Consider the following 22,176-nt stretch of genomic DNA (forward strand, 5'->3'; position numbering starts at 1 on the left):
ATTTAGTTTAAAAAGCCGGAGGCTCTTTTTATAGTTTGTTGTCTTATAGACGAGCCCAAAGTTTAAAAGGTTACAAGAAAATCGGCTTTTTTTTAGATTTAGAAATTTCTTTAAACGAAAAAGGCCCGTATAGTTCAACTACACAGGCCTTTATTGAAGAAATATTTTTTGGCTATTTCATGCCTAAAACATCGGCGCCCTGGTCAAAAACCAAGTCGACCGGAATGCCTTTTTTGCTCAGGCGATCCAAGTCGGCCTGTAGTTCGGGCTGGATGATGCCTTTTTCTTTTTGGGCTTTTTCTACGGCGCTCTTATCGCCATCGCCCTGCAGCTTGATGATGAAAGCGCTCAGCTCGTTCATGGCTTTGGCAAATTGGTCGAAATTTACACGGTAGGTGCCATTGGCCGATCTTTCAAAGGCTCCCTTTTCCTTAAAGAAATTGAAGCATTGCATGTTGGCTTTTCCGTGGGCCTCCGAAGCGCCAAAGCGTACCGAGCGCAGGATGCCAGCCATAAAAGTGGTGTAATAATCCTTGATATCGCCGGTAAGTTCGCCTTTTTTTAACAGGCCGGTAACCATGTAAAGGCCTAAAATGTCGGCTTTGCCTTCTTCAAGCCACGAATATTGCTCTTTCAGGGCCGAGCGTACCGTGCCTTTGCCGTTAACGGTGTTTTTAATGCCTAACCCGTGTGCCACTTCGTGGAACATCACATTGGCAAAAAAGGCATCGAATTTAATGTATTGCTGTTGGTCCTTGTCAATCAGCTCTTTGGCTATCGGCACCAGGATCTTATCGAATTTGGCCTGCATGGCATTTTTCAATTGCGAACGGCGGGTGCCTTTCTTTTGCTGGATCGTTTCATCATTGGGCAGGTTTACCGCAATGGTTTTAGAGCCCGCATTGCAGTCGCCGGCATAGTAAACCACGTCATAGGCATTCAGTTCCGAATCGGTTCCTGGCACCTCTTTTTTATAATTGTCGGCAACCGGAAGCCCCTTTTGTAGCTCGGGCAGCATTTTGACATATTTGGCCAAGCGCTTGCTCCAGGCTTTGTCTTTAACCAATACATACGATTCGAAAGCGGCGCGGGCATTGAACAGCTTGTCTTCATAATTTTCTATCGGACCGATGATGATGTCGAGACCATTGGTTTTCATATCCAGCCAGGCATAGTCGCTGGCCGTATAATCGTCGGTTACCAGAGCATCGGCGCGTAGGTTTAGGTATTTTTTTAAGCCAGGATCTGTGGTGATCAGGCCGGCCTGTTTCAGCAAGGCGCTTGCCTTTTGCAGTTCAGCAGCAAAAACAACGTGGTAAGGAACCGAAATCAGTTTGCCTTTTTCTTTTCTGATGACCGAGTAAAGTCCAAACTTGTCTTTCACATCCGATTTTTCCAACTGCTCTTTGGTCATGCCTGCCGGATAGAAAGTGCCCGTTTCAGATTTCGGCCCCACGCCAGCCACAAAAGGCTTGTCGCCGTTCAGTCTGTCCCAAGGGCCGTAGTTGATCCATACAAAATCCTTGGTTTTTTGGTCTTTGATGGTATTGAGCAGGCTATCGCGTTGCGGATAGGTTTGTTTCCAGTACAGGTCGTCCATAATTTCTGCCGCTTGGATAAGCAAAGGCAATACCTGGCGTTCGTTGGCGCTCAACTGATTGAGGTTAGTGGTTAATTTTACCCGCTCATAACCCGCTAATCGCTGGTCTACATATTCCTGCAGGGTATCTTTGGCCTTGTTGGCGCTTTGGTCTGTTCCAGCTTTTTCGGTCTGGTTGCAGGCAGTAAGGCCAGTAGCTATAGAAAGGCCCAACAATAGGCCCATGGTTTGATGTATAGGTTTAATCCGCATACGATTTATCGTTTGGTAAAAAATGTTCGTCGTTTTATATCAATCTACTAAATTAGCAAAAAATATAAGCCTGCGTAATTTAGATTTAATGGCGGGCACTTAACTCATTCTTACTCTTTAAAATACAAAAGATGTTGATCAGACCAACCCATGCTAAAGCAGCAGCCCTTGTTGCCGGTGTACTCTTGCTAACCAACTGCAGCAGCAGCAAATATGCCGCCACAGACAAGGTTTATAAAAATATGGCCAAAGATTTTTCCAAAGTCATTAAAGCGGCGCCACCGGTAAACCAGCAGATAGACTCGCTTAATAGCCAACAGCAATATTGGGTAGGTACCGTAAACATGGGGATGCGTAAGCCCAATTTCGTGGTGATCCATCATACCGCACAAGACTCTACCGAGCAAACGCTCAAAACCTTTACCATTGCCCGGACCCAGGTAAGTGCGCATTATGTAGTAGGCAGGGATGGTAAGGTGGTGCACATGGTAAATGATTACCTGCGCGCGCAACATGCCGGAGCAGGCAAGTGGGGCAATGATACCGATCTGAACTCTTCATCTATAGGCATTGAATTAGACAACAACGGTACTACCGATGTATTTACCGATGCGCAGATCAATAGTTTGTGTGCTTTGCTGGCTACCTTGAAAAAGAAATATAACATCCCGACGGCTAATTTTATCGGTCACGCCGATTACGCCCCAGGTCGCAAAAACGATCCTAAAAACTTCCCGTGGAAAACCCTGGCCAAAAAGGGATTCGGCTATTGGTACGATGATGTGCTGCAGCTACCACCTGCCGACTTTGATACAACCAATGCCTTGCGGATTATCGGCTATAACGTCAAGAACCTCAACTATGCCATCGAGGCATTTAAGATCCATTTTGTGCAGACCGATATCTCGCAAACATTGACCGATACAGATAAGCTGATTTTGTATAATGTGTATAAGAAGTATTTGTAGTACTCCTATCAATACATCTCGAGAGTTTTGTATGATAGAAAGTATCCATTGCCCGCATAGAGTCGTTTCGCGCAGAATTTCCTTAATCCCTTTGGCAAAAAGAGACTTTTATGTCTCTTTTTGTGATTCGTAATATCCTTCCAAAACGCATGTTCATCCTGAAATCTGATATGTTCGTCCTGCGAAAATGACTATTGGGCCAAAAATTTTTTTAAGTGAAAAAGGTTCTTTAAAATTGGAAATAACTTAACGTTTCGAAATTAACGCTATTTATGAAAAAAATCTTCTTGCCGATTCTATCGGTAATACTATCAAGTGCACTTTTTTATAATACTGTAAATGCACAAAGTGTTTCTGTTGACAACTTTTCTGGCTCAGCTAACTTGTCCATTCCATTAGTAAGCCTGCAGTATGGTGGAATATCAATGCCAATAGGGATTAGCTATAATGGAGGAGGAATACGTGTGAAAGACGTGGAAGGCTCTGCAGGTATGGGCTGGAATTTATTTGCTGGCGGACAAATATCTAGGCAAGTGCGAGGCATTCCTGACGATACAAAACAAGATAACTTTACGGCCGTTAGGTTAGGGTGGATTTACAATACCAATGGAAGCAAGATTAATAGTTTTAATATTGCCAACGATAATAACCCTGCTACCACTACAGATGAAAGCGCTGATCTTGCCTATCTTTCGGCCAATTTTTCAGATTTCTCCGACACAGAACCTGATATTTTTTATGTAAATGCTCCCGGGTTAAGCTGTAAGCTAGTTTTCGACAGTGATCATAATATTCGTACTATTCCCTATCAAGATATAAAGGTTACCTATGAAATAGAGACTACAGTGCCTAATACATGGGATAGCTACGGAAGAATAAAGAGCTTTACCATTACTACAGCGACAGGGACAACTTATATTTTTAGTGCCCTAGAGATTACAAGAAAGATGTCACTGAGCTCTACTCCAAGTAACATCCAGTATTTTAAACGTGAATACGAACAGTACAAAAACGGAATTACTTATGTAAGCGCATGGAAACTCAGTAGCATAGTTGATATTAATGGAAACAACATAGACTTATTCTATCAAGAAGCATCGGGTGCAGTTTCCTCTACTGATCGTATGGCCATGTTCGAAGGCACTAATACTACACCAACTTACCCATTTACCTATTCAATTGGGACAAATCAAATAAATCTGTTCCAGATACAGGCTAACGATTATCCCATAGCGAATTTTACCTATAGGAAGGCTTACCCATCTTCGGTTTCTATGGTTACTTCTATTGTTGCTCAAGGCAAAACCATTAGCTTGGGTTATACCGATGCACAAAGAATAGGAAGCGCTACCGAATATAAATCTTTTTTAAATAGCGTTGGTGGAGATAATCCTTTAAGCTTTGACTACTATGGGTTAGAAGGCTATAATATTGCCTTACCAGATTCTCTATCTAAAGAAATTGATTTATGGGGTTATTATAACAATGCGACTAGTGCCACATCTCTTTTGCCCAATGTTTATATTAACCCTGGAAATGTTGGGTATGAGCACTATCGCAATATGCCAACAGGAAGCGCTAGTTCTAGTTTCCCTTATGGCGTAACAGGTTTCGATCGTTATGTGAATGCCTCGGTTATTATAAATGGCTCGCTTAAAAAGATAAACTATGAGCATGGGGGAAGTACAACGATTGTTTATGAGCCAAGAGATTATTACGATCCTACAGCTGGTGGAGTAACTGTTGGCGGGGGCATAAGGGTAAAGCAACTGATCGATTATGACGGTATCAGTACGGCAAATAATAGAGTAACAAACTATAGTTATATAAACCCTTCTACTGGACTGTCAAGCGGTAAACCTATTGCGCTTCCGTTATTGACTTTCACAAGGCCTTATGTAGGGTCTGGTACTACAGAGTCGCAGTGGCAGAATTCGATAGTGCGTTTAGAAGAGAATATTTCTCAAGAAGACAATGCCATTGTTTATTCTCATGTAAAAGTAGCACGAACAGGCGAAGGAAGTACACTCTTCGAATACAAAGTTCCAGCAACCTATTGGGATGCTAGTGCTGCTCCAGATTGGATGCCTACTATTGTCAATATAGCCCGTCCTGTCTCAGTTTCTGGAGGGTTTACAAGTAATGAGGTGAACACCTATCCATTTGTGCCTAATACTAATTTTGATTTTGAACGCGGTTTATTGAGCAAGGTAATTCAGTATAATGAAAGTGGTAATAAAGTAACTGAATCGACCTATAATTATATGCGTAGTGGTTCTCCTTTGATTATCAATGCGTTAAAGTTTGATGATAATGTAACCGTTAAGGCCTATGCCAAGTACAGCATCTATTCTTCGGTAGGTAATTTGATACAAACAGAAAGCAATATTGTTTACGATGCGCCATCTATTACTCAATATAACCAGACAAGTACCAATTATAGTTATGCAAGTAGTGTACATAAAGAGCCAACATTGATACAGCGCACCAATAGCGATGGAAGTATTTCAAGAGTATACACTAAATATATTAAAGATTATAGCACAGCTTCTGCATCAGATCAGCAGACTATTTCCTTATATAATTTACAGCAAAAAGGAGTTAATTTCCCAATTGAGACTTATAGCCAAATAGAAAGGAGTGGTCAAAATAAAACCATTTCTGCCTCTTTAATAAAATTGAAACCATGGATATTTGGCGGTTTTCCTACGCTAAATCTTCCTCAGCAACGCCTTGCTTTGGTAAGTGCCTCAGGTTTGGCTGATTTTGTTCCATCCAATACCTCTGGCGGTTCCTTCTCCAACGATAGCCGATACCTAGTGAAAGAGAATTTTCAAAGCTATAATCATTATGGTCAGTTACTTACTAGCGACGACAATAATCGAAACGTAAATGCTGTCATTACAAATCTTCAAATGTCGCGCCCTACTGCTGTTTTTTCAAATGCAGCTATAGAGGAAGTAGCTTATAATGATTTTGATGATATTTACTCGGAATATAAGTTTGTAAATAGCGGTACTTCTAATTTCAGCACCAATAAACGTTCAGGAACATCGTCATTGTCTATAGACCCAACCAATTATTTTACGAGAAATATCACAAAAGCGCCTACACGCAAGAATTATATTTTCTCCATTTGGATCAATTCATCTTCAACTGGAAATATTACACTTTCTTTAACTAACAGCTCAAGTAGCACGCTTACCTATAACTTACCTTTTACAAATACAAGTGGTGCTTGGAAATATTATGAAATTAAAGTGCCTGTTGTGGCCATGTCAGATGCATTTACTGCGAAATTTCAAAGTGATGCCAGTATTCTTATAGATGATGTGTTGTTTTACCCATCTGATGCATCAGTGAATACAATGGCTTATGATCCGAGCTCTTTTCTGAAAACAGCCGAAACCAATTCAAACGGAGTTTCTCAATATTTTGAATATGACAGTAGAGGAAGGGTTAAGCATGTACTTGACCAAGATAAGAACATTGTACTCAAAAAATCTTATGTAAGAGGTAGTGAAGTGGGTGGTTTTAGTGCTTGGATACGTGGGTATGAAAATCTTTTAGCAGGAGCCGAGGCAACACTTTATGATGGGGGAAGTCTTGTTAGCACGGACGATGTCGTAAAATATACTTGGGATTTTGGAGATGGAACACCTATACAAAGTACCAGCGCTTTAATTGGCCAAATTAATCATACTTATGCTAATACAGGCACTTATACAATTACACTTACCAAGTCTTCAGAGCTATTGGGCACTAAAACAGTTACTCAATCAGTCACAGTAAATACAAACAATACAGCCGCAGTTATTGGTGGAGCTGGCCCAATTACATTGTCCTTTTTTCAAGGAGGATCGCTAATGTATACCTTCTCTGGAAGTTCTCTTTGGAATGCTACGGCGAGCGTAGCTCCGGGAACTTATTCTATCCAATTTAGTACTACAGATAATCCTTATAATGCGGGCAGTAATCCATACGGCTATAAAAAATATGTTTATGCGCTTTACAATACATCTGGATCAGGTTATCAACTGGAAAATTGTTTCCCATCATCGTCTAGTTCACATAGCACTACTTTTAGCCTAAATATATTACCAGGGCGTCAATATTACTTTACTACAAGTACTACCGAATGTGTAATAGAAGAAGTCCAATAAAGTTGATGTTGTTATTTAAAAATTGAAACGATTCTCATGAAAAGATATATAGTGTTGATACTGATGGGTTCTTTGGCCTGTTTTTCAAATGAAGCTTCAGCCCAACGCAGTTTTGTACAAGAAGATATAATTAAAGTGCCAGGTGCAACAACAAGTGCACAAGTGTTTTCTTTAGGGCAAACCGACCGAAACACCAACCGTATGTATGTTGATGGCTTGGGCAGGCCTATTCAAAGTGTGGCCGTTGGAGCGAGTCCTAATCAAAAGGATATTATTCAGCCAATGGCGTACGATGCCTTGGGCAGACAAACGATAAACTATTTGCCCTATGCTTCTAACACTGCATCTGGTACTTATCGCGATAACGCCATTACAGAACAAGGCTCTTTTTATAATACTACGGGCCAAAAACATGCTACAGATGCAGCTCCGTATGCCCAGCAGGTGTTTGATAACAGCCCGTTGCAACGCTTGTTAAGGCAAGGTTCGGTAGGTAGTGGTTTTCAACCAACGGAACATTACAAGAGTTACGAACAGCGGACCAATCTAAGCACAGAAACCATTAGGCGCTGGAATGCCGATGGTACCTATGCAGGAGTTTACGATGCAGGAACCTTGAATGTAAGCATAGGTACAGACGAAGAAGAGAATCAAACTATTGTGTATGCAAATAACAGTGGCCAAACAGTTCTGAAGAAACAATACCTGAATGAGGGCGGAACAACGTATACAGAAACTTATTATGTATACAATGATGTTGGACAAGTAGTTTATGCAGTACCGCCAAAGGCAATAAAGGCAATGGAGAGCACAGGGAATTACAGTCTTTTACAAATAGCTGTAGACAAATTACTCTTCAAGTACGTATATGATTTTAAAGGTCGCCAAGTAGAGCGTACGGTTCCTGGGGGTGGAGTAGCCTATTTGATTTATGATCCACTTGATCGCTTAATTTTGGCTCAAGATGCTAATTTACGCACTACTAATAAATGGAACTATATCAAGTACGATAGTAAAGGTGTGGCCATCAGTCAAGGGATTTATACTGATGCTACCAATATCGGTCGTTCGGCTATGCAAGATCATGTAAATAATCAAAGCTATGCCACTTACTTCGAAGACCGCAATGGTGTAGCTAGTACAGGTTATTACACCAATTTAGCCTTTCCTACCACTGCCATTGAGCCTTTGGCCTACAGCTATTTTGATGATTACGATTTGGATGGCAATGGGACTGCCGATTACAGTTACCAAACACAAGGATTGGTTGGCGAAGGAACAGCCACCGACCGTACCCGTGGTCTGTTAACCATATCGAGAAAAAGGACCATTGGCAATGGCTTATCTAATGTATGGTTAACTTCAATTGTATTTTATGATAAGCGTGGTAATGTGATTCAAAGCCAAGGAAATAATCAGTTGAATAGCACTGTTGCCAGTAGCCAAACCATAGTGCCCGACTTTACAGGGAAAACCATTAGAACCAAATCAATTCAGGCTACTAGTGCTACGCTTACTGTTTTCAGCGAATTTACCTATGATCACGTAGGCAGGGTAAAAACCGTTGATGAAAAATATAATAGTGGGAGTTTTATCAGAGTGGCCGCTTATGAATATAACGAGCTAGGCCAATTGGTTGATAAAAAACTACACAATACCAACCCAGGTTCAAGCCTTCAAGCAGATGTAGTTCTTGATCAGAATAATAGTGTGGCTAACGGAAATACAAGTAATATTCAAGCTACCAATAGCATTACCCTATCAGACGGTTTTGTAGCGGCACAAGGCTCGATATTTTCTGCGAGTATCTCTTCGGGCACCTATTTGCAATCTGTCGACTATCGCTACACCATTCGCGGTCAGTTGGCCAGCATCAACAACAGTACACTTTCGGTTGGTGATGATAATGACGATACCAACGATGTGTTTGGAATGAATATCCTATATCATACAGCTGACGCCGGTTTGGGCAATACGGCCTATTATAATGGCTTGATCTCGGCCATTAAATGGAAAACGAATGCGCCGGGGGTAACAACAAGCAATGAAAGAAGCTATAAGTTTGATTATGACAAGCTGATGCGCTTGAAAAATGCGAATTATGCAGATAGAAGTGGAACAGGAAGTTGGGGCAATACAGGAGCTTTTGACGAAAAGGGCATCAGTTACGATGAAAATGGCAACATTTTAACCTTGAAACGAAATGCGGTCTTAAGCGGGGTAGCTACAGCAGTTGACGACCTTAACTATAGCTACGATGGCAATAAGCTAGATAATGTAAGCGATGGCTCAGGTGGGAGCTACGGTCTATTTGGTTTTAAAAACTTGACGGGTTCAAGCACAGCTTACAGCTATGATGCCAATGGCAATTTGGCTGCCGACCCTAAGAAGGGGTTGACTTTAAGCTATAACACACTCAACCGTACCGAACGCATTACCATTACGACGGCCACTAACAGGTACATCGATTATAGTTATGCTTCAGACGGTACATTGTTGCGTAAGCAGGCCTTTGACAATGGAGGTCTGGTTAAGACAACCGACTATATCGGTGGCTTTGTTTATGAAAATGGCACTTTGGCTTATTTTGGAATGACAGAAGGGCGTGTGAGAAACAGTAGCGGAACTTTGGTAAACGAATACGTCATTAAGGACCAACAGGGTAATGCGAGGGTAAGTTTTGAAGACAACGGCGGTACAGCCTTGGTAAGGCAAGAGAACAGCTACTACCCATTTGGCTTGAGTATGCCGGGCAATGTATTGCCAACTATGGCAAATAAACAGTTATACAATAGCGGTAGCGAATGGCAAGACGATTTTGCCGATTTGCCCGACCTGCAACAGACTTTTTATAGAATGTACGATGCCGCTTTAGGTCGATTTGTAGGAGTAGATCCTATAGCAGAGGCAAGCGAAAGTTTGAGTACCTTTAATTATGCGCTAAATAACCCTATCATGTTTAATGATCCTTTGGGTGATAAAGTTGACCCAATAACACAAAGCTACGGCGGTATGCATGGGGGATATGGAAGAATTGGAGCTGGATCTGGAAACGCTTGGAGTGACGGGATTGGGAGGAGCGATTGGAATGCATGGGATGGAAGCGCTTCTTATAGGGCTGGAATAGCAATGGGGTATCAAGATTGGGGAGGAGAATTGTATGCGCCCGGATCGTTTGGTGGAGGGGCTTATGCGAATTTTTGGGGAGATTTCTTATCTAGTGCATTTGATGGGAAGCATGACGCTTTAGTTTCTGGGGGTGGAGTTCGGCAAATATATCAAGCCTGGTCCCGTTTAGGATACCAAGAGGGCTTTCAGATGGTGTATAATAACAATGGCTCAGTTGGGTTAATTACTGCTCAGTTTTCTGCGTCCCTAGATGAAAGTGGGTATAATTATACAACCATCGAAGGAGCCGTTGCTTATCCGGTTGGATTAAAAGAGTTTATTGCAATAGCATCAGGTGAAGCAGCTGGAAGTCGTATTGATTCGAGAAACATTGCAAGTTCTATGATAAATAGAATGGTTAGGGCTAAGACAGATTTAAATAATCCTGATTGGAAGGCTGTTTCAATACGCTCAAAAGGCCTTGGAGGAACGGTTAAGGGGAACTACCAAATACTTAACCACCCTAACCAATACGAATTTAAGATGGTTATAGGAATGAGAATAGATGAAATTATGGAAAGTAGCCTGCCGTATATTCAGGGAGCACTTCAGGCTTATTATGCTTGGGGCAAAGTAGACTATTCTAATGGGGCAATAAAATGGAGCGCTACGCCTAAATCAGCGAAGGATAGAGCTAAAGATCAAAATTTTCAAGCTCTTGATAGAGGAGAGTTATATATTACAACTGTAGGGAGAAATACAACATATTTTAATTTTACGAACAAATAGTTAGAAATCTTTAACACTATGATAAAAATAAAAATTCTATTATTGATTAGTCTATGTTTTACGATTACCTTTTCAAGAGCACAATCTTATTCTCTAGATTCTTTTGAAGGAGACAAAGTAAAAATCGAACTTTATTATGAACCAGGCAGTGGAATGCTGACGATTAGTTATGGGAAAGATACAATATTGATAAACAATTATTTAGCATTAGAAAGTGCAGAAGTTGTAAATAGAGTGTTTTTGAAAGTGAATTATGTAAAAAGAATCGGGTCTAATCAAGATTATATGAAACAGTTATGGCTGTGTGTTTATAATGGCAAACTTGGACAAGCACTCCACGTCGAATCCTTTAGAAGGTATGACATGAGAAATATTTCTAATGTCAAAAATCAACCAAGTGAATATTCTCTTTTTAAGCTAGGCGTTAGATTAACAGGGTCCAATATAGACAAGTATAAGTTGACCATAAATGTCCATAGCGAAAAAAAAACCGATAACAATCCTAGGGTTAATTATAGTTACAATAAAATTAAATATCTATTCTTCGATAAAAAAAATAGAGTATTTTATAGTAACTACGAAAACGTAGTTGGATATTATACATTTAGCGAATTAAATAATCAGAATAATCAAAAGAAATATCTAAAAAATAATTGCCCCATTGTTGTTATTGAGAAAGATAAATATTACTATATAAATGGTAATTGGTATACCTTAGATAAAAATAATTTTTATTCTGTATTTCTTTAGGTAATAGGAAATATCAAATTTGATAATTGCTGCATTTCAAGCTGGCAAGTCTAAAAAAATCTCCGTAGGATTATTACTAGAAAACGCAAATGACCCTAAGATGTGTGCCGATATCAAGTTTAAGGAATCTAGTGTATAACAAGAAAAAATGATAGCAATTAGGACAAGATTAAATGTCGATTCACTAGTTGAGATTACCAATATTGCCGATCCGGCTATAATTAACTTTTATATTCATGTTGCGTTAATAAAGAACTAATCTATTATAGGCCTTTTGAAGTAATCTCTGTGTTGGGGAAGAGAATATAGCTGAGATATTAATTGTATATATAGCTCGTAAGCCAGTTCGTTTTTCGCTTTTCACCGAGGGATCTATTGCTCAATTTTAACATAAATAACCGTGTATAGATTTGTTGTGTCCTCAGCCAGTCTAATTTAGAAAAAAGCTCCCGCCAAATTTGGCGGGAGCTTTTTGTTTATTGTCTATAAAACGTTCAACGCAAGTTACCAAACGTTTATCGCACTACGCTATACTCAATTCGCATTACTTCACCTTAAACGAATCCTTCAAGCCAACTGTACGGTTAAAAATAAGCTTGCCTGGCGTCGAGTCCTTATCTAAGCTGAAATAACCCTTGCGGATGAACTGATAGCCCAACCCGGTGGTCGCGTTGGCCAAATAAGGTTCGATATAAGCGGCCTTGATCACTTCCATGCTGTTCGGGTTCAGGTAGTCCTTAAAATCGCCTTCCTCGCTATCTGGCGATTCCACGGTAAACAGCCTGTCGTACAAACGAACCTCTGCGGTATGTGCATGTTTGGTGCTCACCCAGTGGATGGTACCTTTTACGTTGATGCCACTGGTGTCGGCACCACTTTTCGATTCTGGAATATAAGTACAATGAACCTCGGTTATGTTGTCGTTTTCATCCTTTTTAAAGTCATGGCACTGTACAATATAGGCATGTTTTAACCTTACCGTAGCGCCTGGCGCCAGCCTGAACCATTTTTTGGCAGGTTCTTCCATAAAGTCTTCGCGCTCTATCCATAATTCATTGCTGAAAGGAATTTCACGGGTACCGCCTTTATCTTCTGCTTCAGGGTTGTTTTCGCCGATCAATATTTCTTCTTGTCCTTCCGGATAGTTGGTAATCACCAATTTGATCGGATCCAACACCGCCATCACCCGGTTGGCGCGTTTGTTCAAATCTTCGCGGATGCAGAACTCCAATAAGCTCAGTTCGATCAGGTTTTCGCGCTTGGCAATGCCAATACGTTCGCAAAACTCGCGGATACTCTCTGGCGTGTAGCCGCGTCTGCGCAGACCACTGATGGTAGGCATACGTGGATCATCCCAGCCACTCACCAAACCTTCGTTAACCAATTGCAGCAGCTTGCGCTTGCTCATGACGGTATAGGTGAGGTTTAAACGGGCAAACTCATATTGTTTAGATGGAAAAATCTCCAATTGCTCAATAAACCAATCGTACAGCTCACGGTGTGCCACATATTCCAGGGTACAAATCGAGTGTGTAATGTGCTCGATGCTGTCGCTTTGGCCGTGGGCGAAATCGTACATTGGGTAAATGCACCAGGCATCGCCGGTACGGTGGTGGTGGGCATGTTTAATGCGGTAAATGATCGGATCGCGCATCAGCATGTTCGAACTCGCCAAATCGATCTTGGCACGCAAGGTACAGGCGCCATCGGGCAGCTCGCCGTTTTTCATGCGGGCAAACCAATCGAGGTTTTCAGCGATGCTGCGGCCGCGGTAGGCACTTGGCGTTCCCGGTTCGGTAGGCGTGCCTTTCTGGGCAGCAATTTCTTCGGCTGTGCTATGGTCTACATAAGCCAGGCCCTTTTCAATTAATTTTACAGCAAAGCCGTGCAGCTGGTCAAAATAATCAGAAGCATACAGTTCGTTTTTCCACTGGAAGCCCAACCATTGGATATCTTCCTGCTGGCTGTTTACGTATTCGGTTTTCTCCGTTACCGGGTTGGTATCGTCGAAACGCAAATTCGTATAGCCACCGTATTTCTGGGTTAACCCAAAATTAAGGCAGATGGCTTTGGCATGGCCAATATGCAGGTATCCATTAGGCTCGGGCGGAAAACGTGTAACCAACGTCTTGTATTTGCCGCTGCTTAAATCATTCTCTATTAGCTCTTCAATAAAGTTTAATGATTTCTCTTCACTCATAAAATTATCTATCTTAAATGTCAAAGTTACGAAGAATAGGGCTATTTTTTGAGCTTGTTTGCAAGGATTAATGAATAAAACGGCTAATTTCTTTACATTTACATCCTATTTTACAATCAAATATGAACAAGACATTGAATAGGCCCATCCGTGTTTTAGTGGCAAAGGTAGGCTTAGATGGGCACGATCGTGGCGCCAAGGTTATTGCTACTTCCCTGCGCGATGCCGGAATGGAGGTGATTTATACCGGCTTGCGCCAAACCCCTGAAATGGTGGTGAATACAGCCCTGCAAGAGGATGTAGATGCCATCGGGATTTCGATTCTTTCGGGAGCGCACATGACCGTTTTTCCGAAGATTGTAGAAATCATGAAAAAGAAAGAACTGAACGATGTGTTGCTCACCGGTGGAGGCATTATCCCGGAAGCCGATATGAAAAAACTCCAGGAAATAGGTGTGGGCGAGTTGTTTGCCCCCGGCACCCCCATGACAAGCATCGTTCAATATATTGAAAACTGGGTAGTTACCCATCGAAATTTTTAAGTTATGACCTATCAACAACTGTTAACCGAAATCAAGGAAAATATACTTTACGTGACCATCAACCGCGAGCAAAAACTCAATGCACTAAACAAGGAAGTGCTAGCCGAGCTTGCCGATGTCATTGCCAATGCTACTTCGAATCCAGAAGTGCGTGGTGTTTTGCTAACTGGTGCAGGCGAAAAGGCCTTTGTCGCGGGTGCGGATATCTCCGAATTTCAAAACTATAACCTGGCCGAGGGCAAAGAACTGGCCCAAAAAGGACAGGAAAATGTATTCAATGCCATCGAGAACTGTCCGAAACCGGTAGTGGCGGCTATCAATGGCTTTGCACTAGGTGGCGGCTTGGAATTGGCCATGGCTTGCCACATACGCGTTGCCAGCGAAAATGCCAAATTGGGTCTGCCTGAAGTTACTTTAGGCCTTATTCCGGGTTATGGCGGTACGCAACGATTAACGCAACTGGTGGGCAAAGGCAGGGCTATGGAAATGATCGCCACTGCCGATATGGTTACCGCCGAAAAAGCGGCGCAAATGGGCTTGGTAAATGAAGTCGTTCCACAAACTATGCTGATAGCCAAAGCCGAAGAAATACTAGGCAAAATCAAACTCAGGGCTCCATTGGCCGTGGCCAGTGCCATTAAAGCCATCAATGCGGCAGGTGGTAACAAAACAGGCAATGGCTTTCAGGTAGAGATAGAAGAATTTAGCAAATGCTTTGGTACGGCCGATTTTAAAGAAGGCGTAACGGCATTTTTAGAAAAAAGAAAACCTGTTTTCAGCGGTAAATAAGAGCCGCTCCAAAGTTATGGCCTGTCTGCAAGAAATGCAGGCAGGCTTTCTTTTTTTAAGACAATATTTTTTGCAATTGCCTGATTTTTAACTTAAAGGAAAAATAACTTTAATTTAAACGAGAAAAAAATTCCCGCTGTGAATTAATTGTAAAAAAACTTAAAAATGGTGTAGAAAATATTTCCCACAGTAATTTTTTAGCTATATTTAGCTATTATTTGACTGGCGCATATTTCGTATGAAAAAAATATTAATTGTTGATGATGAGGTTAATATAGGCCTTTTGCTGTCTAAATTCTTAACCAGAAATTCATTTGCCGTAGAAACTGCTACCAGTGGTGCCTCTGCCATGGACTATCTTTCTAAGCAAAGTTTTGACCTCGTGCTGTGTGATTATCGCTTGGAGGATACAGACGGCAAGGAAATGCTCATCAAAATCAAGGAAAGATACCCTACAACCGGTGTGATTATCATTACCGGCTATTCTGATATCAAGCTGGCTGTAGAACTGATCAAATTGGGGGCGTACGACTATATCACCAAACCACTTTATCCCGACGAGATTCTCAATACGATTAATAAGGCTATCGAAACGCAGATTGCCTTGAATGCAGCAGCCAACGATCCTGTTGAAACCGGAAACAAGAAAGACAAAAGCAATAACAAGCAGATACAAGCCGAAACCGGCGAATTTGTGGTGGGCCAAGGTGCGGCTTCGAGAGACTTGATGCGTCAGATCATGTTGGTAGCCCCAACTTCCTATAGTGTTATCCTAACCGGCGAAAGCGGTACGGGAAAAGAATCGGTGGCCAAAACCATCCACATGAACAGCCCGAGAAAAGACAAGCCGTTTATTGCCATGGATTGCGGATCGTTAACCAAAGAATTGGCGGGAAGCGAGTTTTTCGGTCACGAGAAAGGCTCGTTTACTGGAGCGCTCTACACCAAGATAGGCCATTTTGAGATGGCCAATGGAGGCACCTTGTTTTTGGATGAAGTAGGTAACCTTTCTTACGACATCCAGGCAGCCCTGCTAAGAACAGTACAGGAACGTAAAATCAAGCGTATTGGCAGCACCAAGGAAATCGACCTGGATGTTCGCATTATCGTAGCAACCAACGAAAACTTGGGCGAAGCTATCCAAAAAGGCCGTTTTAGGGAAGACTTGTACCATCGGTTTAACGAATTTTCTATCCATTTGCCACCCTTGCACTTAAGGGGTACCGACATTATGGTGTTTGCCAACACGTTTTTGGCGCAGGCTAATGCCGAGCTTAATCGCAACGTGCAGCGCTTTTCGGAAGAGGTAGAAGAATGTATTTTAACCTATAACTGGCCCGGTAACGTGCGCGAACTTAAAAATGTGGTAAGAAGAGCCACCTTGCTTACAGAAAGCGAAGAAATCCAGCTCAAGGCACTGCCTTTGGAGATTTCTACCTACGCCAAGGCCACTGCTATCGAAAATGCCGTAGAGAACACCATTATCCGTTCGGCAGGAACCAATAGGCCCCGCGATTTGAAAAATGCCGCACTCGAAGCAGAGTACGAAACCATTTTAAATGTGCTGCGCGAAGTGAATTTTAACAAAACCAAAGCCGCCAAGCTTTTAAATATCGACCGCAAAACGCTTTACAACAAAATGAAGGCGATAGATCTGGGCAACTAGGCTAATTGTGGCCTTGGCCTATTAAATTTAAAGATTCTAAAAACATTTTGGGGGCTTTTGCTATTATTGCTTTTAACCGCTAAAGCTCTATATGTCTTTATTTAACTACAAACAGCGCAATAACATCAACCTGGTCATTATTATTGCCCTGGGCTGTTTAATTGCCTATTCCCTGCTCGGCATTTTTAGTTCCTTGTTAAGCGCTTTGGTGCTTTATACCATTTTGCGCCCAGGCTATATCTATTTGGCCGAAGTAAGGGGCTGGAACAAGAGCTTTACGGCCATTCTCCTGCTCTTTCTGTCGCTGGTTGTGCTGGTGTTGCCTTTTTACGCATTAAGCAGCATGGTGATTGAGAAAATAACAGAGCTGCGAAACGACGAGCTTTATTTCAAGAACATCCTGTATAAGGTAAAACATCTTTTACCGGTAGAGGAAAACGTGCAGGTGATTATTGAAGACGGCCTCAAAAAAGCGGGAGCCTGGGCAACAGGGCTTTTCCCATCGCTTATTTCGGGTATTTTTAACACGGTGCTGGGCCTGTTGCTCATGTACTTTATTCTTTATTTCATGCTAGTAGAGCGCGAAACCTTTGAGCGGGCGCTAATCAAATATGCCCCGTTTAGAGAGCAGAATGCGCAACGCTTTGCCGAAGAAATGCGCAATACCACCTATGCCAATGTAGTGGGGCAGGGATTCATCTGTTTGGTGCAGGGCTCGCTGGTCAGCTTGTCGTTTTACGTGCTGGGCTACAAAGACCCGTTGTTTTGGGGCGTGGTTACCACTTTTATTTCTTTTGTGCCCGTTTTGGGTCCGCCGGTGGTGTTTGTGCCGGCCGCCCTGTTGCAAATGGCCAACGGTAATAATTTTGCCGCCTGGGCCATGCTCATCTTCGGTTTTGTGGTTATCATTAACATCGATAATGTGTTGCGTTTCATGATTGCCAAAAAAGTTGGAAATATTCATCCCATAATTACGGTAATTGGCGTGGTTATTGGTATTCCTTTATTTGGTATATTGGGACTGGTGTTTGGCCCACTGTTGCTCTCGTACTTTATGCTGCTCGTCAAAATCTACGAAACCAGTTCGCTGGCTTCGGAAAGATTGGAAAGAATTAAAACAATTCGGGAACATGAGGAGTTATAAAAACGAGTTTTAACAATGCAATAACATCTCTTCTGCTATATTTGAAACAAACAAATTGTTAAACATAAAATTTTAAGATCATGAGCGATAATTCAAAAGTAGTTGTAGCGCTATTAGCCGGTTTGGCTGCAGGAGCAGCATTAGGTTTATTGTTTGCCCCAGAAAAAGGAAGCGAAACTCGCGATAAATTAGGACAGTCGTTGAAAGATTTTGGCGATTCGATCAGAGACAAGGCGGCCGATGAGATCAACAACCTCACTTCGCTGAAAGATAAAGTAGTAAACTCTATCAAAAGCAAACTGAGAGACGTGGAAGATGAGTATTCATCGGAAGTAGAAAACGTTTGAGCGATTTAACAACACGAACAAATAATGGAAGAAAACAAAGAAAAAGGCTTAGAGGATATCTTTTTAGATGCCAAGGAGTATATTGATACGCGTATCGAATATACCAGGTTGTCGGCTGTAGAAAAAGGTTCTAAAATATTTGCAGACCTGATTACGAGCGCTGCTGTAATTATTTGCTTTGTACTGGCATTTTTGTTTGCTTCGTTTACATTGGCGCTCTACCTGTCGACCGTTTTGGGAAGCTATGCGGCCGGTTTTGGGTGCGTGGCAGGAATTTACCTGTTCCTGTCTGTTATTGTTTATTTAACCAAGGACAAATACATCGAAAAACATTTGATCAACATGTTCATCAAAAAATATTTCGATAAAGTTGCCGATAAAGACGACGATGAAGAAGAGAAGTAACATACAGAACCTGAACGACCTGCAAGGCGAAATCAAGCGCCTTAAGGCCGATTATAAACAAAGGGGCGAAATGCTGAAGCATGATTCGAAAGCGTATGTGGCTCGGTTTTCTATTGGTAACCTGATTAAAAAATATGCAACCCCAAGTGGTTTTCTCAAATTAGACGAAAAAACCCATATCAGTAGCAAGGTGATGTCTATTGTGTTGCCTATGCTAATGAACAGTACTTTTTTTAGAGGCTCCGGTCTGATTACCAAGGCCCTGGCGGCGCTGGTATCGGGCAAAGTAGGCAAATCTTTAGATGCCGAAAGCATGTCGGGCATTTTTAACCTGGTGAAGTCGCTTTTTACCAAAAAGAAAAAGGACAAGGAAAAAGAGCTGGCTTTTGTAGATTATGGCATTCCGCCAGACAGCGAAACCTATTAACAAAAAAGGAAACCATTTTGGTTTCCTTTTTTGTTAATTTTATAAATCAGATTTGATTTTCAGCTCTTTCAATTGCTTTTCGTCGATGGTGCTTGGGCTATCGATCATGATGTCTCGGCCCGAGTTGTTTTTAGGGAAAGCAATCACATCGCGGATGCTGTCGAGGCCGGCAAAAATAGAGCAAAGCCTATCGAAGCCGAAGGCAATGCCACCGTGCGGAGGCGCGCCAAACTCGAAGGCATCCATCAGGAAGCCAAATTGTTTTTGGGCCTCTTCAGGGCTAAAGCCCAGGTGTTTGAACATCAAAGCCTGCAAGTCGCGGTCGTAAATACGGATAGATCCACCGCCAATTTCAGTGCCGTTAACCACTATATCGTAGGCATTGGCCCTTACCTCGCCAGGTGCGGTATCGAGCATGGCAATATCTTCTGGCTTAGGCGAAGTAAACGGATGGTGCATGGCGTGGTAGCGCTCGGTTTCCTCATCCCATTCCAGCAACGGAAAGTCGAGTACCCAAAGTGCGGCAAAGGTATCTTTGTTGCGCAGGCCAAGTCGTGTGCCCATTTCTAAGCGGAGCTCGCTCAATTGCTTGCGTACCTTGTCTTTTACGCCGGCCATCACCAATACCAAATCTCCAGGTTCGGTTTGGCAGGCGGCCGACCATTTTTGCAGTTCCTCTTCGCTATAAAACTTGTCGACCGACGATTTTAATGAGCCGTCTTCGTTGTGGCGCATATAAATCAAACCGGTAGCGCCAATTTGCGGACGCTTGATAAAGTCGGTCAGTTCGTCTAATTGCTTACGGGTATAGTGTGCACAGCCTTTGGCTTTGATGGCAATTACCAGTTCGGCATTGTCAAAAACCGCAAAATCCTTCCCTTTTACCACCTCGTTCATTTCGATGAACTTCATCTCAAAACGGGTATCAGGCTTATCTGAACCATACCAGCGCATCGCATCGGCATATTGCATACGAGGTACTTCAGGCAGGTCGTAGTTGCGCACCTCTTTAAACAAGGTACGGATCAGGCCTTCGAAAGTATGTAGAATGTCTTCTTGTTCGATGAAAGACATTTCGCAGTCTATTTGGGTAAATTCTGGCTGCCTGTCGGCACGCAAGTCTTCGTCCCTAAAACACTTTACAATCTGAAAGTAGCGGTCAAAGCCCGAAACCATCAGCAATTGCTTAAAGGTTTGTGGCGACTGGGGCAGGGCATAAAACTCGCCCGCGTTCATGCGGCTTGGTACCACAAAATCCCTGGCGCCTTCCGGTGTCGATTTGATCAGTACCGGCGTTTCTACTTCAATAAAATCCAATCCGTCTAAGTAACGGCGGGTAGCCTGAGCCATTTTGTGGCGCAAGATCATGTTGTTCCTGATCGGATTGCGGCGCAGGTCAAGGTAACGGTATTTCATGCGCAAATCGTCGCCACCATCGGTTTTATCTTCAATTAAGAATGGAGGCAGTTTGGCCTTGTTCAATATTTCGAGGGCTTCTACCTTAATTTCGATATCGCCGGTCGGAATTTCCTTGTTTTTGTTAGAACGCTCTACTACAACGCCACTTACCTTGATCACGAATTCGCGGCCAAGGTTGCGCGCGGCTTGGCAGAGGTCGGCATTGTCATTCATGTTAAAAACCAATTGCGTAATGCCGTAACGGTCGCGAATGTCTATAAAAGTCATCCCGCCCAAATCTCTCGAATTTTGCATCCAGCCACAAAGTGTAACGTTTTCGCCTAGATTTTGCAGCGTTAAGGCGCCGCAAGTAGTTGTTCTTAACATCTTTAAATCAAATTTTGAGCCGCAAAAATACACAATCCTGTCAAGGTTTCCGAAACCTAGGCTGATTATGTGGCCAGAAAATTTTTTTTCTACCTTGATGCAACGTTTTTGAAAATAGACTGTCTCTTGATTTGAACGCCTTTTAAAATTGGAAACTGCATACATAGACAAACACGTTTCGCTGGTTAACGAATGCCGAGCGGGAAGCCGGAAAGCACAGTTTGAGCTTTACAAATTATATGCTAGCGCGATGTATAACGTAGCCCTGCGTATTGTAAACGACGATGCCGAAGCCGAAGATGTACTTCAGGAAGCATTCCTGGATGCCTTTAACCGTATTGCGGATTTTAGGCAGGAAACCACGTTTGGTTTATGGCTTAAACAGATCGTGATTAACCGGGCCATTAACTACTTGCGTAAACGCAAAGTCGAATTTGTAAGCATAGACGAGGTTGACGTGGCCGAAGAAACGGCACCAGACCCAGAAGAAACCGCTTTAAAGGTAGAAGCCATTAAAACTGCCGTGGCCGAGCTGCCAGATGGATACCGAGTGGTACTAACGCTGTATTTGTTTGAGGGCTACGACCACGAAGAGATTGCACACATATTGAAAATAACAGAAAACACATCACGCTCGCAGTACATGAGAGCCAAGAGAAAGTTGAATAGTTTATTAGAAACGAAAGGAGTAGCAAGATGAATAATAAATTAGAGGAGTTTGTAAAGGCTAACAAGAAGGAATTTGAAGTAAAAGGCCCGTCAGAACAGCTGTGGGAACGCATAGCCTCCGAATTAGACAAGAAAGAAAAAGAACAGCCAAAAAAGTCGGTAAGGTTATATTCGTGGCTCAGCATCGCGGCGATGCTGGTGATTAGTTTGGGCATTTATTTTACGGCCAGCTATAAAAAAGCCAACAATACGGGTTTGGAAATTGCCGATGTCAATCCGGCATTTAAAAACAAACAGGTGCATTTGGCTAGCCTTATCGAGGAAAAGAAAGACAGCCTGCAGGTTTATGCCAAGGATAATCCGGAGCTATATGGCAAATTTACCGACGATATGGCCAAACTGAGCAGAGATTACGAAGCCCTAAAACAAGAGCTGCAAACCAGCCCTAACCGCGCAGACGTAGTCAAAGCCATGATGAAAAACCTCGAAATACAATCGCAATTGCTTAGCCAGCAATTAGGAATTATAAACCAAGTCAATCAATATAAAAAGGAGAATTCGATATAGGGCCA

General features: G+C 42.3%; 16 protein-coding genes. 13 read left to right on the plus strand and 3 right to left on the minus strand.

Annotated features, from left to right (window positions below):
* Nucleotides 1–172 precede the first annotated feature (172 nt).
* On the minus strand, nucleotides 173–1,852 hold the full coding sequence (locus AC6H1S_RS19155; protein WP_497564656.1) for a DUF8614 domain-containing protein: 1,680 nt from the start codon (nucleotides 1,850–1,852) through the stop codon (nucleotides 173–175).
* Between the two features lie 131 nt (nucleotides 1,853–1,983).
* On the opposite strand from AC6H1S_RS19155, the gene AC6H1S_RS19160 reads away from it, so the two are divergent.
* The 4 genes from AC6H1S_RS19160 to AC6H1S_RS19175 all read left to right on the plus strand — a co-directional run bounded on the left by AC6H1S_RS19160 (nucleotide 1,984) and on the right by AC6H1S_RS19175 (nucleotide 11,630).
* Nucleotides 1,984–2,820 (plus strand): N-acetylmuramoyl-L-alanine amidase, encoded by an 837-nt coding sequence (locus AC6H1S_RS19160; protein WP_199137175.1) that lies wholly within the window; start codon nucleotides 1,984–1,986, stop codon nucleotides 2,818–2,820.
* Nucleotides 2,821–3,092: 272 nt separating this feature from the next.
* Nucleotides 3,093–6,983, plus strand: a complete 3,891-nt coding sequence (locus tag AC6H1S_RS19165) for a PKD domain-containing protein (protein WP_497564657.1) — start codon at nucleotides 3,093–3,095, stop codon at nucleotides 6,981–6,983.
* Nucleotides 6,984–7,019: 36 nt separating this feature from the next.
* Nucleotides 7,020–10,880: a DUF6443 domain-containing protein gene (locus AC6H1S_RS19170; RefSeq protein ID WP_497564658.1), complete on the plus strand. Its 3,861-nt coding sequence runs from the start codon at nucleotides 7,020–7,022 to the stop codon at nucleotides 10,878–10,880.
* A gap of 18 nt (nucleotides 10,881–10,898) precedes the next feature.
* Nucleotides 10,899–11,630 (plus strand): hypothetical protein, encoded by a 732-nt coding sequence (locus tag AC6H1S_RS19175; RefSeq protein ID WP_497564659.1) that lies wholly within the window; start codon nucleotides 10,899–10,901, stop codon nucleotides 11,628–11,630.
* 544 nt (nucleotides 11,631–12,174) lie between these two features.
* Here the strand turns inward: AC6H1S_RS19175 and AC6H1S_RS19180 are convergent.
* Entirely contained in the window at nucleotides 12,175–13,830 is a 1,656-nt protein-coding gene (locus AC6H1S_RS19180; protein WP_199137623.1) for a glutamine--tRNA ligase/YqeY domain fusion protein, read from the minus strand.
* Between the two features lie 122 nt (nucleotides 13,831–13,952).
* On the opposite strand from AC6H1S_RS19180, the gene AC6H1S_RS19185 reads away from it, so the two are divergent.
* The 7 genes from AC6H1S_RS19185 to AC6H1S_RS19215 all read left to right on the plus strand — a co-directional run bounded on the left by AC6H1S_RS19185 (nucleotide 13,953) and on the right by AC6H1S_RS19215 (nucleotide 19,150).
* Nucleotides 13,953–14,372 (plus strand): cobalamin B12-binding domain-containing protein, encoded by a 420-nt coding sequence (locus AC6H1S_RS19185; protein ID WP_199137625.1) that lies wholly within the window; start codon nucleotides 13,953–13,955, stop codon nucleotides 14,370–14,372.
* A gap of 3 nt (nucleotides 14,373–14,375) precedes the next feature.
* Nucleotides 14,376–15,161: an enoyl-CoA hydratase/isomerase family protein gene (locus tag AC6H1S_RS19190; protein ID WP_199137627.1), complete on the plus strand. Its 786-nt coding sequence runs from the start codon at nucleotides 14,376–14,378 to the stop codon at nucleotides 15,159–15,161.
* Nucleotides 15,162–15,399: 238 nt separating this feature from the next.
* Entirely contained in the window at nucleotides 15,400–16,827 is a 1,428-nt protein-coding gene (locus AC6H1S_RS19195; protein WP_199137629.1) for a sigma-54-dependent transcriptional regulator, read from the plus strand.
* A gap of 91 nt (nucleotides 16,828–16,918) precedes the next feature.
* A complete protein-coding gene (locus AC6H1S_RS19200; RefSeq protein WP_497564660.1) occupies nucleotides 16,919–17,971 on the plus strand; it encodes an AI-2E family transporter in 1,053 nt (350 codons plus the stop codon).
* Nucleotides 17,972–18,051: 80 nt separating this feature from the next.
* Nucleotides 18,052–18,318: a YtxH domain-containing protein gene (locus AC6H1S_RS19205; protein ID WP_497564661.1), complete on the plus strand. Its 267-nt coding sequence runs from the start codon at nucleotides 18,052–18,054 to the stop codon at nucleotides 18,316–18,318.
* Between the two features lie 24 nt (nucleotides 18,319–18,342).
* On the plus strand, nucleotides 18,343–18,723 hold the full coding sequence (locus tag AC6H1S_RS19210; protein ID WP_199137635.1) for a phage holin family protein: 381 nt from the start codon (nucleotides 18,343–18,345) through the stop codon (nucleotides 18,721–18,723).
* Nucleotides 18,707–19,150, plus strand: a complete 444-nt coding sequence (locus tag AC6H1S_RS19215; RefSeq protein ID WP_199137637.1) for a hypothetical protein — start codon at nucleotides 18,707–18,709, stop codon at nucleotides 19,148–19,150. The genes AC6H1S_RS19210 and AC6H1S_RS19215 overlap by 17 nt, the downstream gene beginning before the upstream one ends.
* A gap of 39 nt (nucleotides 19,151–19,189) precedes the next feature.
* Here the strand turns inward: AC6H1S_RS19215 and aspS are convergent, their stop codons facing one another.
* Nucleotides 19,190–20,935, minus strand: a complete 1,746-nt coding sequence (aspS, locus tag AC6H1S_RS19220) for an aspartate--tRNA ligase (RefSeq protein WP_497564662.1) — start codon at nucleotides 20,933–20,935, stop codon at nucleotides 19,190–19,192.
* A 148-nt stretch (nucleotides 20,936–21,083) separates the two neighbouring features.
* On the opposite strand from aspS, the gene AC6H1S_RS19225 reads away from it, so the two are divergent.
* Together AC6H1S_RS19225 and AC6H1S_RS19230 are read left to right on the plus strand one after the other, a co-directional pair.
* Nucleotides 21,084–21,635, plus strand: a complete 552-nt coding sequence (locus tag AC6H1S_RS19225; RefSeq protein ID WP_497564663.1) for an RNA polymerase sigma factor — start codon at nucleotides 21,084–21,086, stop codon at nucleotides 21,633–21,635.
* A complete protein-coding gene (locus AC6H1S_RS19230; RefSeq protein ID WP_497564664.1) occupies nucleotides 21,632–22,171 on the plus strand; it encodes a hypothetical protein in 540 nt (179 codons plus the stop codon). The genes AC6H1S_RS19225 and AC6H1S_RS19230 overlap by 4 nt, the downstream gene beginning before the upstream one ends.
* Nucleotides 22,172–22,176 lie beyond the last annotated feature (5 nt).

The sequence above is a fragment of the Pedobacter sp. TM02 genome (assembly GCF_059705275.1).

What these genes read in the sequence shown, in the direction of transcription:
- AC6H1S_RS19185 (WP_199137625.1), top strand. Translation starts at nt 13,953, where the DNA reads ATGAACAAGACATTGAATAGGCCCATCCGTGTTTTAGTGGCAAAGGTA.
- AC6H1S_RS19205 (WP_497564661.1), top strand. Translation starts at nt 18,052, where the DNA reads ATGAGCGATAATTCAAAAGTAGTTGTAGCGCTATTAGCCGGTTTGGCT.
- AC6H1S_RS19160 (WP_199137175.1), top strand. Translation starts at nt 1,984, where the DNA reads ATGTTGATCAGACCAACCCATGCTAAAGCAGCAGCCCTTGTTGCCGGT.
- AC6H1S_RS19190 (WP_199137627.1), top strand. Translation starts at nt 14,376, where the DNA reads ATGACCTATCAACAACTGTTAACCGAAATCAAGGAAAATATACTTTAC.
- AC6H1S_RS19170 (WP_497564658.1), top strand. Translation starts at nt 7,020, where the DNA reads ATGAAAAGATATATAGTGTTGATACTGATGGGTTCTTTGGCCTGTTTT.
- AC6H1S_RS19195 (WP_199137629.1), top strand. Translation starts at nt 15,400, where the DNA reads ATGAAAAAAATATTAATTGTTGATGATGAGGTTAATATAGGCCTTTTG.
- AC6H1S_RS19155 (WP_497564656.1), bottom strand. Translation starts at nt 1,852, where the DNA reads ATGCGGATTAAACCTATACATCAAACCATGGGCCTATTGTTGGGCCTT.
- AC6H1S_RS19210 (WP_199137635.1), top strand. Translation starts at nt 18,343, where the DNA reads ATGGAAGAAAACAAAGAAAAAGGCTTAGAGGATATCTTTTTAGATGCC.
- AC6H1S_RS19175 (WP_497564659.1), top strand. Translation starts at nt 10,899, where the DNA reads ATGATAAAAATAAAAATTCTATTATTGATTAGTCTATGTTTTACGATT.
- aspS (WP_497564662.1), bottom strand. Translation starts at nt 20,935, where the DNA reads ATGTTAAGAACAACTACTTGCGGCGCCTTAACGCTGCAAAATCTAGGC.
- AC6H1S_RS19230 (WP_497564664.1), top strand. Translation starts at nt 21,632, where the DNA reads ATGAATAATAAATTAGAGGAGTTTGTAAAGGCTAACAAGAAGGAATTT.
- AC6H1S_RS19200 (WP_497564660.1), top strand. Translation starts at nt 16,919, where the DNA reads ATGTCTTTATTTAACTACAAACAGCGCAATAACATCAACCTGGTCATT.
- AC6H1S_RS19215 (WP_199137637.1), top strand. Translation starts at nt 18,707, where the DNA reads ATGAAGAAGAGAAGTAACATACAGAACCTGAACGACCTGCAAGGCGAA.
- AC6H1S_RS19180 (WP_199137623.1), bottom strand. Translation starts at nt 13,830, where the DNA reads ATGAGTGAAGAGAAATCATTAAACTTTATTGAAGAGCTAATAGAGAAT.
- AC6H1S_RS19165 (WP_497564657.1), top strand. Translation starts at nt 3,093, where the DNA reads ATGAAAAAAATCTTCTTGCCGATTCTATCGGTAATACTATCAAGTGCA.